Origin of the sequence: Streptomyces sp. NPDC088354 (assembly GCF_044753585.1) — a bacterium.
In the GTDB taxonomy this organism is placed as follows: Bacteria; Actinomycetota; Actinomycetes; order Streptomycetales; family Streptomycetaceae; genus Actinacidiphila.
In genome coordinates this window covers 1-2,885 of record NZ_JBIVNJ010000127.1, presented here as the reverse complement: position 1 = coordinate 2,885, position 2,885 = coordinate 1, and the positions used below count along the sequence as shown (strand labels likewise).

Sequence of the window (2,885 nt, the reverse complement as noted above, 5' to 3'; positions counted from 1 at the left end):
ACGGGACCGGCTCTGCCTTGAGAGGTCGGCGCCTCAGGAGCGAATACGGCTCACCACGTGCCGGTCATCCCCAACACTTACGTCCCCATTAGGAGTGCACGGTGGACTGGGCGCGGTGGACTGGGCGCGGTGGACTTGAGAGCCGAACTGCTGCCCCCGCCGGTGAGCCGGCAGCGGCCGGCAGAGCTGAGCCGCGGGATCGACCGGATCGCGGATCTCGTGGCCGATCCCGCTCTGGACCTCGCCGAGTACGGGGGCAGCAGGAGCGTGCGGGAGTTCGCGGTAGAGGCGGCCGGGCCACCGTGCGGCCGGGTCGCGGACATCGGCGCGGCAGCGCTGAAGTACCGGCCGATCGCCCTTTGAGCCGCCGCGCCGGACGGCCGGGACGTGCTCGGAAGCGGTCTACGAGGCGCCGATGGACTCCAGCAGCAGGTGGAGGTCCTGTGCGGCGTCGGCGGTTGCGCCGGTCGCGGCGATGAGGACCGCCGCGGTGGCGGCGGTGAGCAGGGGGTGGCGGCCGAGCGGCGGGGCGAGCAGCGCGGCGACGCGGCGGGGGACCGGGCCCGCCGCGGCGAGCGGATTGCGGCGTCCGAGGACGCCGAGGACACCGAGGGCGGCGCCCGGGCCGCGGAGGCGGGCGGGGGCACGGTGGGCGGCGAGGGCCGCCTTGCCGACCGCGCGGGCGACCCGGGTCCGGTCCCCGGAGGCGGTGGCGGCGTTCTCGTCGGCCCACCGTTCGATGGTGTACGTGACGGCCGTGGCGAGCGGGCGCAGCAGGGGATTGGCCGCGGCGCCCAGCTGGGCGAGGGCGACGAAGACGTAGTGGTGGCCCGCGAGGTGGGCGCGTTCGTGGGTGAGCAGGATGTCGTGCTCGCCGGCGTCGAGGACGTGGAGCATGCCGGTGGAGACGACGACGCGGCCGGGCAGTCCGGGCAGCGCGTAGGCGTCCGGGGCCTCGTCGTCCACGACGACCAGGCCGTCACGCGTGGGCATGCAGGCGGCTTCCAGCGCGGCCGCGGCCAGCGTGCGGGCGCGGCGCCAGAGCATGCGGGCCGCGGCCGTGACGGCGGCGCCGAGGAGCAGCCCGGCCAGCAGGGCGACGGACAGTTCCGCGGGGTCGTCGCGCTGCGCGGTGAGTGCCGACCAGTGGCCGAGGGCGGCGAGCGACGGGACGCGGATCAGCGCGGTGGTCGCCAGCAGGCCCAGCGAGACGGTGCTCGCGCCGGCCAGGACCACCGCGGAGGCGGTCAGGAGCCAGGTGGCCAGCCGGGGTTCGCAGCGCGTCGACAGGGGCCGCGCCCCGAGCGGGGCGAGCAGGGACAGCAGCAGCGGGAGATAGACGGCGATACGCATCCGGGCGGGCCCTACCTGTCGGGGTCGTGCTCGGCGCCGAGCAGATGGCGCAGCAGGTCGGCGTCGGTGGCGGACAGTCCGTCGGCGAACCGGGCGAGAACCGCCGCGCGGTCGTCCCGTTCCTCCAGGACGGTGCGCATGCGGCGGGCGGCGAAACCGGCGTCGTCGGTCACCGGGGCGTAGGCGTAGGCCCGGCCGCGCGGGCTGCGGGTGAGCAGTTGCTTGGTGTGCATGCGGGTGAGGATCGTCACCACGGTGCTGTAGGTGAGGTCACCGCTGAGGCGGGTCGCGACCTCGCCGGGGGTCAGCGCGGCCTGCGCCTGCTGCAGCACGGCAAGGACCTCGGCCTCCCGCTCGCCGTTGGCCCGCTTGCGGCCTCTTCCCTGCGCGTCCGCGTCCATGCGTTTGGCGTTTCCTCGCTCGTCTTCTACAGTCGTGTAGACCTTCTACGGCGGTGTAAAAGCCGCCGTGTCCCGAGTGTGCCATGCGCCCGTGCCCCCGGGACACGCAGGGCAGGAAAGGACCCGTGGGTGTCCCAGGCCCTCAATCCGCTGGACGCCACCTCGCTGCTGACGGCTCTCGGAGCCGTCGGGGTGTTCCTGGTGCTGTTCGCCGAGACCGGCCTTCTGATCGGTTTCTTCCTGCCCGGTGACTCGCTGCTGTTCACCGCCGGACTGCTGTGCACCACCGGAGCCGGTGGAGTCCACCTCTCCCTGCCCGGCGTGCTCGTCGCCGCCGTGGCGGGAGCGCTGCTCGGCGCCCAGGCCGGCTACCTGATCGGCCGTCGCGCCGGCCGGGCGCTGCTCGGCCGCACCCGCAACCGGCATCTGCTGGACGGGGCGCGGCGGGCCGAGGAGCTGCTGGACCGCTACGGCCACGGCAAGGCCATCGTGCTGGCCCGCTTCATCCCGGTGGTGCGTACGGTGCTCAACCCGCTGGCCGGGGTGGTCCAGGTGCCCGCCCGCACCTTCACCCTGTGGCAGGCCGCCGGGGGGCTGGTGTGGACGGTCGGCCTGGTGCTCGGCGGATACGCCCTGGGATCCGGCATCCCCGACGTCGACCGGTATCTGCTGCCCCTGGTCGGCCTGATCGTCGCCCTTTCCCTCCTTCCGCTGGTGCTGGAGGTGCTGCGGGCGCGCCGCCGCCGCGGCGCCGAGCCGACCCGGGAGACCACCGGGTGAGGACCGTCTCCCCGGCTGCGACCCCGCCGCCACGCCCCCGCCCGCCCCGCTCGCACGCCCACCCGTTCGGCCCGCACAGAAACGGACCCCAATGAGCGCCATCAGCGTCGGACAGGCCGCTGTCCTCGGAGTCGTGGAAGGGGTCACCGAATTCCTGCCCGTCTCGTCCACCGGCCATCTGAAGATCACCGAAGGTCTGATGGGCATCCCGGTCGGCGATGCCTCCGTCGTCGGCTTCACCGCCGTCATCCAGGTGGGCGCGATCGCCGCCGTGCTGGTCTACTTCTTCAAGGACATCGTCCGGATCTGCAGGGCGTGGTTCACCGGCCTGGTCAACCGCGAGGAGCGGTA

Annotated in this window: 5 protein-coding genes; 3 read left to right on the top strand and 2 right to left on the bottom strand. The window is 73.9% G+C overall.

Going from position 1 to position 2,885, the window contains the following annotated elements; genetic code table 11:
• The first annotated feature begins 129 nt into the window (after positions 1–129).
• Positions 130–363 (top strand): hypothetical protein, encoded by a 234-nt coding sequence (locus tag ACIP98_RS42140; RefSeq protein WP_401982163.1) that lies wholly within the window; start codon positions 130–132, stop codon positions 361–363.
• A gap of 39 nt (positions 364–402) precedes the next feature.
• Here the strand turns inward: ACIP98_RS42140 and ACIP98_RS42135 are convergent, their stop codons facing one another.
• Positions 403–1,353 (bottom strand): M56 family metallopeptidase, encoded by a 951-nt coding sequence (locus ACIP98_RS42135; RefSeq protein ID WP_401982160.1) that lies wholly within the window; start codon positions 1,351–1,353, stop codon positions 403–405.
• 11 nt (positions 1,354–1,364) lie between these two features.
• On the bottom strand, positions 1,365–1,754 hold the full coding sequence (locus tag ACIP98_RS42130; protein WP_319659259.1) for a BlaI/MecI/CopY family transcriptional regulator: 390 nt from the start codon (positions 1,752–1,754) through the stop codon (positions 1,365–1,367).
• 129 nt (positions 1,755–1,883) lie between these two features.
• On the opposite strand from ACIP98_RS42130, the gene ACIP98_RS42125 reads away from it, so the two are divergent.
• Positions 1,884–2,534 carry a DedA family protein gene (locus tag ACIP98_RS42125; protein ID WP_401982158.1) on the top strand — a complete coding sequence of 217 codons (651 nt, stop codon included), beginning with the start codon at positions 1,884–1,886 and terminating at the stop codon, positions 2,532–2,534.
• Between the two features lie 91 nt (positions 2,535–2,625).
• The coding region (locus tag ACIP98_RS42120) for an undecaprenyl-diphosphate phosphatase (RefSeq protein ID WP_401982157.1) at positions 2,626–2,885 on the top strand (260 nt) is incomplete at its 3' end.

Bases quoted from the DNA above. Each gene is read 5' to 3' on its own strand.
- ACIP98_RS42135 (WP_401982160.1), bottom strand. From the start codon at position 1,353: ATGCGTATCGCCGTCTATCTCCCGCTGCTGCTGTCCCTGCTCGCCCCG.
- ACIP98_RS42130 (WP_319659259.1), bottom strand. From the start codon at position 1,754: ATGGACGCGGACGCGCAGGGAAGAGGCCGCAAGCGGGCCAACGGCGAG.